General features: G+C 51.1%; 5 protein-coding genes and 1 pseudogene. 2 read left to right on the top strand and 4 right to left on the bottom strand.

What is annotated here, in order from left to right; translation table 11 throughout:
- Nucleotides 1-418 precede the first annotated feature (418 nt).
- Nucleotides 419-574: pseudogene (locus C8R21_RS16760) on the top strand (ArdC-like ssDNA-binding domain-containing protein); the annotation flags it as partial.
- Between the two features lie 98 nt (nucleotides 575-672).
- Here the strand turns inward: C8R21_RS16760 and C8R21_RS14895 are convergent.
- Nucleotides 673-939, bottom strand: a complete 267-nt coding sequence (locus C8R21_RS14895; RefSeq protein ID WP_107763399.1) for an HU family DNA-binding protein — start codon at nucleotides 937-939, stop codon at nucleotides 673-675.
- Nucleotides 940-1,014: 75 nt separating this feature from the next.
- On the bottom strand, nucleotides 1,015-1,446 hold the full coding sequence (locus tag C8R21_RS14900; RefSeq protein WP_181258971.1) for a DUF4113 domain-containing protein: 432 nt from the start codon (nucleotides 1,444-1,446) through the stop codon (nucleotides 1,015-1,017).
- 204 nt (nucleotides 1,447-1,650) lie between these two features.
- Between C8R21_RS14900 and C8R21_RS14905 the strand changes: the two genes are divergently transcribed.
- Nucleotides 1,651-2,163, top strand: a complete 513-nt coding sequence (locus C8R21_RS14905) for an aspartate carbamoyltransferase (RefSeq protein WP_107763403.1) — start codon at nucleotides 1,651-1,653, stop codon at nucleotides 2,161-2,163.
- 776 nt (nucleotides 2,164-2,939) lie between these two features.
- On the opposite strand, the gene C8R21_RS14910 is transcribed toward C8R21_RS14905, so the two are convergent.
- Nucleotides 2,940-5,012 (bottom strand): multicopper oxidase family protein, encoded by a 2,073-nt coding sequence (locus C8R21_RS14910; protein ID WP_107763401.1) that lies wholly within the window; start codon nucleotides 5,010-5,012, stop codon nucleotides 2,940-2,942.
- A 106-nt stretch (nucleotides 5,013-5,118) separates the two neighbouring features.
- Entirely contained in the window at nucleotides 5,119-6,279 is a 1,161-nt protein-coding gene (locus C8R21_RS14915; protein WP_219906691.1) for an OprO/OprP family phosphate-selective porin, read from the bottom strand.
- Nucleotides 6,280-6,749: the final 470 nt, after the last annotated feature.

The following is a 6,749-nucleotide window of genomic DNA, read 5'->3' on the forward strand; positions in this document are numbered from 1 at the left end:
CATCCGTGGATTCGAAGCCGAGTCCCAAAACATCGAATGTTTAGTGGGGGGTATTCGTAATCCTCGGATGCATGTCCCGCCTTCACCGACAGCTATCTGTCAGCCATTTCAGTATCAGGGAAAACAAGACGGAGTAACTATATTGCTGGGGGGATAAAAGAATACACGGGAAGCCATAGCCCGCTATTTGCCTGGCTTTTACCCCACCCATTCCCAACCCTTTCCCGTGATGGAAAGGGCCTCCCCACCGCCGCCGCAAGGCGGAGCGAGGAGAGTCCGAGCGAGAGGATATTCATTTCAACCCATCGCAAGGAGCCAAACATGAAAACCAGTACAAGGAAGGATTTGTATGCCCAAGTCACGAATTCCATCATCACCCTGATGGAGAAAGGCTAGACGAGCCACATCAAATGGGCACGAACAGGGCATTCCCTGCAATCACAAGACCGGTCTCCCTTGCCGGGGTGTCAATGTCCTGCTGCTGTGGATGGCGGCCATGATGCAGGGTTACTCGACTGATCGCTGGCTGACCTACAAACAGGCAGAGGAAATGGGAGGGCAGGTGCGCAAGGGCGAGAAAAGCGTGAGGCCGCGACAGGGCGACCTCAATGAAAAAAACAGGAAGCTATTTTCGCACTGCGAAAATATCCCCAATTCCCTTTTATCCGCCATTCACTGCTGTCTTGAGCTGGCGCCCGGCTTGAATGCCGGCACCTTGGAGGCGGCAATCTTCAATTGCTCGCCTGTCTTGGGATTGCGGCCAGTGCGTTCACCGCGTTCGCGCACTTCGAAGGTGCCAAATCCAGGCAGGGAAAGGGAATCGCCTTTTTGCAGGACTTTTGTGATGGTTTCGGTCAATGCCGTCACAGTGCGGGTGGCTTGAGCCTTGCTGGAACCCGTTTTCTCGGCTATGGCTTCGATCAGTTTGTTCTTGTTCATGGGTCTCCTTGTCAGTTTGGTGGGTTGGTGACTTGCCCGTTATTGAGGGAGGGAAAGTTTACCCCATTCAGTAAACTAGGCGGCATGCACAACCGGCACATCACTCCATCTCGTGGTGTAGCAGGGCGACATGGCTTCCCGATGCATGGCCCAGGGCTTGGGGGATGATGAGGAAAATACGGACAGGGTATTGCGCCCGAAGCGCGCATTCAGCATATCCATGGCCTGGCGCATGCGCTGCCGTATGGATTGCCCCATCTCAGCGAAGGATGGCCACAGCTTCTCCAGGCCGCCTAGATCAAGGAAGCTCTCATTGATGGAATACCTCCACGTCCGGGCTGTAGCCGCGCAGGATATACGACGCGATTGGACATTTCCGCGTAGAGCGCATAATTGGAGGAGAGGGCCACGATATTGTGCTGTCTGGCCAGTTCCTGCATCTGGAACCAGGGCGTGACCCATCTTCACGTCCAATGCCTTGACTTCAAGATTATTTAGAATTGCCAAAGGAAGACAGCGCGGCAAAACCATCTATCTTTAGGAGTACGCTAGACAAAAGCGCCAAGAACTGAACGCTCCATGCTGAGCAGTTACCACGGATTTCCCCTATATTATTTGCTCAAGAAGTTGAAATTTACGGTAGTAATAGTCGACCAGCTGGTTACAGTCAATTTCTGCGGCAATCTAACTCCTGCACAAAAGGAGGTTGAAATGAATTTTTTTACCATACCGTTATTAATTGCTTTATTCACGACAACAGCGGCTCAGGCTATAGAAAAGACAGACGAGAAGCGGCTTGATGAAGTTGCCGAGCGGGGCACGCATGTAATGCCGTTTGATTTGGAGAAAACGACGCATGTTTTTTCCAAGACCCCCAAGGGGGGAGTGCAGCAGGTTGTGGTTAAAGGTAAATCCGATACAGAGAAAATCAGGTTAATACGAGTTCATTTATCCGAAATTTCAAATGACTTTAAGCACGGGGATTTTTCTAAGCCAGCCCGAATTCATGGCGAAGATATGCCAGGATTGGCTGAATTGAAATCAGCAAAGCCTGGGGAAATCAAGATTGAGTACGCTGAGCTGCCTGATGGTGCCCAAATCAGCTATTCCACCAGCTCACCTAAATTGATCAATGCCATTCATCGATGGTTTGATGCCCAGCTAAGCGATCATGCGCGTCATGCTGTTCCGGGTCATCCTCATCGACATATGCCTCATAAATAGCAACATAGTGATGAGATTCATGCATGTCAACTTAGGCGCAGTGTTGGAATTAGGGTCCAAAACTGGCTCAACTACCAAAATTGATCGCTAAAGAAGAAAGTTATGAGACCCGGACTTTTGCTGGCAACAATTGTATTTCTGGTTGCACGATACCGCCCTCGATTCTGCCGGAGCTCCAATACATTGTTCCAGCCGGCCAGGAAAGCTCGCTTGCAACACTGGCTGGCTCTCAAGAGAAAAGCCTACTACTTAGAAAAGTTGGGAATTTTTAATTTTGAGTCTCGTCGAATACATACGGACAAAGGTATTTCCGTCCGTAATGTGTGTTTAAGGTGTTGGTACCTGAAGTGGGAGCATTATTTTAGCTGGTTGATCATATTCTTTTTAGCATCTCAATTCTGAAAGGGGGTTATCATGGAAATGGCAATTCTCGTAGTAGGTATAGGTGCCGTTGCTCTTTGGTTTTTCATGTCCAAAGATGGACGGAAAGAATAATACATCTGATACGATACTCAGAACTCAGGGTTAACCGTTCATTCAAATCAATCAGCCGATGCTCAAGCCAAAAAACAAGAGCATCGGCTTCTTGTTTCGCACAGTTCGATGAACTGATAGCCATATGATGCATGCTGACACCGCTTACGATGTCGAGTCTTTGCATCCGCACCTGCTCCAGCCTTCCACAGCAGTAGGAGATGCTATTACTTCGTTCCACTTTTTTATCAGGACAGTACTTTCTCCCTGAGCAGTCCTTTTCTCGACAAATGTCAGCGGGTCTAAGCCTGGTCCGGTTGTCCCGGCTGAATCGGTCCGATACGGTATGGCCGCATCATCTCATTATCCTCGTGCTCAAGGAGGTGGCAATGCCACACGTATTGGCCTGCCTTGTTGAATGTCATTTTCACACGTGTAACCTGACCGGGATAAGCAATAATCGTATCCTTGCGGCCTCTTTCCCACGCTTCTGGCAGCACGGGCTCGGAGCCGGCAGCCACCTGCACTGTCCCATTCCCCTCGTTGACAAGTATTGGCTGCCGGTTAACCAGTTCGAACGAAACGGCGTGGATGTGCATGGGGTGCGCGTCTCCTGTAAGGTTATAGAATTCCCAGATTTCTGTGGTGCCAACTGCCGGGTTCTGTTTTACAGGATCCATCCACGGCTGCTTTACTGGAATTGCCGGGCCCGTGTTTGGATTGCCGTTTATAGTGCCAAGCAGTGCCTGTGCAGGGGCATCCTTAAAGCGTGTTGACATTTCCTCTATCAGCGCCAGGGGACGAGTCATGCTCGCGGCTGGGAGTGGCTCAACAAGTGGAAGCACCAGGTCTGCAGGGGGAGTAGTCGGATCAGCCGCTTTTGCAGGAACAACGCGAAACTGCATGATCTTTCCAGTCGTATCCGGGTCGGCAGCGGGAAAATCTCTCCCTGGAACCCCGCCGCCAAACGGTTCGTCGGGGCCGATGTTCTGGAGAACATGATGACCGACAGGTACCTTGGCAAAGTCGACGATAACGTCAACGCGCTCGGCTGGCCCCAACAGTATCCTGCCTGAATTTACATTTGTCATGTTTACCGGAGCAACGAGGAAACTCCCCTCACTTCCAATCATCCAAACCTCCACACCGGGAATATTACTGAAGTCGAGGATCAGGAAGCGGGAGTTGCAGCCGTTTAGCAAACGGAAGCGATAGCGCCGCTGCTCAACAGTATGAAACGGCCACGTGTTGCCGTTCACCGTAATCATGTTGCCGAAGAATTCGGGATTCCAGATGGGCGAAATATCCGAATCGGGAATGAAGGGGCCCGCAATGCCGTCAAAGAACTCCCGTGTATGAGGATAAAACAGTGAGCCGTCGGTGTTGAAGGATCTGTCCTGGATTACGATGGGAATCTCATAATACGTTTTTTTGAAGGGAAACTTGTCGTTTTGTTTGGGAGCAGGTCCCGGTAGCACCGCAGGCTGGCCTGTAGCTCTATCCATCACCGCTTCATCACCTGCCGGACCACCACGGATAATGTAAAAACCGGCCGGACCCGCATAAACGTTCAACCGGGTCATCCCAAGCGTATGGTCGTGATACCAGAGGGTGGAAGCGTGCTGGGCATTGGGATAGATAAAGGTGGCGCTTCCCGGACTCCACTGCCATCCAGCCTCGTTCGCTTTCTGCTTGAAGAAAGCGTACCAGGTGCCCGTGCGGGCGTAGCCCGCCGGGATATTATGGGCTAAGGGAAGATACCAGGCCTCCGGATAACCATCGCTTTGATCAGGAACTCCGACCATTCCGTGTAAATGCGTTACGACGGGCACTGGTCCCCGGTATGGGCCAGGTGTCGATGCGAAGTTAGGCCGAATGTCTCGTTCCGTTGTTCCCCCGGGAGGGTTCGCCCAATGCAGTGTTGGGTCTACCGGAAGCAAATGGGGCAAGTAATTTCCTGCGGTATCCTTGAGGTCATTGGTCCACTTCACAACGGCCGGTGTATTCCATTTCGCTTCGATCGTAAGCGATGGCGCATGGTGTATGTGAAGTCCTTTGCCCCTTTCAGGTTGAAGGGGCCCGTATCCCCAGACAGTAGTGGCGGGCAAGTCGGCAGGCAAGATTTGCTGGGTGAATTGGCTTATCGAGATTTCGTAATAGTCAGCATTCTTGCCGCCCTTAAGCGTGATTTTGCCGGCCTTGGGCATGACCGGTGGGATTAAGAGCGGCGCTTCAAATCTCTTGACGAGGTTTGGATCCAGCGTGCCGCCTGGAATCGCGGCAATTGCCTCGTATACGCCGCTGAGCTTGTCGAAGCCGAACAGCGTAAGCATTGTGCTGCCGGTATACTTGAGGAATGTTCGACGAGAAACCATTCGACCTCCGTTTTTGCGTCCCTTCAATGCGCCACAATGACGGCCGACAGGAGCCATCGCTCGTACGCTTTCTGTTTAAACAGCCTGCTTGGCTTATTGTATAGAATTAGTTTGAACCTGTGTGTTCTTGGCACTCCAGTCCCTGCCAGCGAGGAATACCCGGGCTAGAATCTGAACGTGTAACGCAGAAAATAGTCGATGTCTTCACGCCTCTGTGCGCTGCGTTGGTACGCTGTTTGATATCCTGGTTATACCGCAGCCTTGCTTCAAGAGTATGATCTTTATTGATATCCCATTTGTAGCGCACCTCGGCTTGATAAACGTTGTCATTGAAGGTGGGCGCTAGCAGCCAACCGTCGCCCACTCGGCCAAATGCCAATCCTATACTCTGTCGTGGAACAATATCTATGAAATTGAAAGTGATTTGAGTGGCAAGTCCGTCAGCATTCCCAATCGTGCCAGTTCGTGTCACATACCGCTTTGGCACGCTTGGGGCATATCCTATTTCCCCCCCAAGCAGGAATTTTACCCTGGTTCCAAAAGGCCATTGTGCTGCTAGACGCCCCACCGCAGCCCAGTAGTCATCGACTGCCCCTGCTCCTATGCCGCGGCTGTGCAATGCATCGGGCAACCAGGTGATATCTACCGTGCGCTGAACAATTGGTCCTGTTTTTTGAGTGTTTTCAACACTAACAAAATAGGATACGCGGCTGCCGTCATCCCTGAAATCAAGTGGCGCGCGCCGGACCTGAGTTGGACCGTCAGGATAGTTATACTGGGCAATGGCTGTCGTGTTCCAACCTGTCGCGGCCTTGTACTTGATCTGGACACCATCGGTCCATGTAATATTGGTGAATGGGCTGTCCTCACGGTCCAATGATTTTTCGGTTACACCCCTTAGCAAGGCTCTGCTCTGAAAGCGGCCTGCCCTGATTTCCCAAGCACTATCCGGATGATATTCGGCATATATCTCGTCGAGTGTAGCATCGCCTTGGCGTAGACCATCCTGTGCAGGAATGCTGTCAAAAATCTCGAAGTAAAATTTGCTTCCATCCGTAGAATAGCGCCCTGCAAAGCGCACCTGCATCCGCCATTGTTCGTTAAGTTTTGCACCAATTCCAAATCGCGGCCGTATTCGAAATTCATGAGTCGATGTTTCTCTCCCATCACGGTCTTCCCTATTGAGCGAGAAAAAGCTGGTACGTACATCGCCGTTAACTGAAAACTCGACAGCCGCAGCCAGATCCACAGCGGTGGCAAAAAACATTGCAATTGCCCTCAGCAACCACTTTTTGAAATAAAACACACTATCTTTCAGACGATGTCACAGCCCAGCCCCTAGCGCCTATACTTCAGAATAGTAATGCTTGTATATTCTCTGAAGTCAAAGTTCAAGGTCGAGCAATTTCTGCCTCTATTGATTTTTTTGCTCCAGTGCCATCCGGATGGACTTTTACTATCGTGCTGTCCCAGGAAGACATCTGCAGCGACAAACGGCAGGTGATGATGTTGTTCCCGGAAAATCTTTTCGCACTTGACCCTTTCGAGTTCCTCGAGCTGAGTCTTGAACTCCAGTTTGATCGATGGGTTTTCCCCCGGTTTCACGGACACATCTAAAAAGGCTGATAATGAGTCAGGAGGTGTGTCATGGCAAGGCGAAGGAAATACGCAGCGGAGTTCAAGCAGGAAGCGGTACAGTTGGTTCGATCTTCAAATGTTCCGGCAAGCCAGGTTGCG

The organism is Nitrosospira multiformis (assembly GCF_003050865.1).
Taxonomy (GTDB): Bacteria; Pseudomonadota; Gammaproteobacteria; order Burkholderiales; family Nitrosomonadaceae; genus Nitrosospira; species Nitrosospira multiformis_E.

Excerpts from the sequence above, each read along its gene's own strand:
- C8R21_RS14895 (WP_107763399.1), bottom strand. The coding sequence starts at position 939 with ATGAACAAGAACAAACTGATCGAAGCCATAGCCGAGAAAACGGGTTCC.
- C8R21_RS14905 (WP_107763403.1), top strand. The coding sequence starts at position 1,651 with ATGAATTTTTTTACCATACCGTTATTAATTGCTTTATTCACGACAACA.
- C8R21_RS14910 (WP_107763401.1), bottom strand. The coding sequence starts at position 5,012 with ATGGTTTCTCGTCGAACATTCCTCAAGTATACCGGCAGCACAATGCTT.
- C8R21_RS14915 (WP_219906691.1), bottom strand. The coding sequence starts at position 6,279 with ATGTTTTTTGCCACCGCTGTGGATCTGGCTGCGGCTGTCGAGTTTTCA.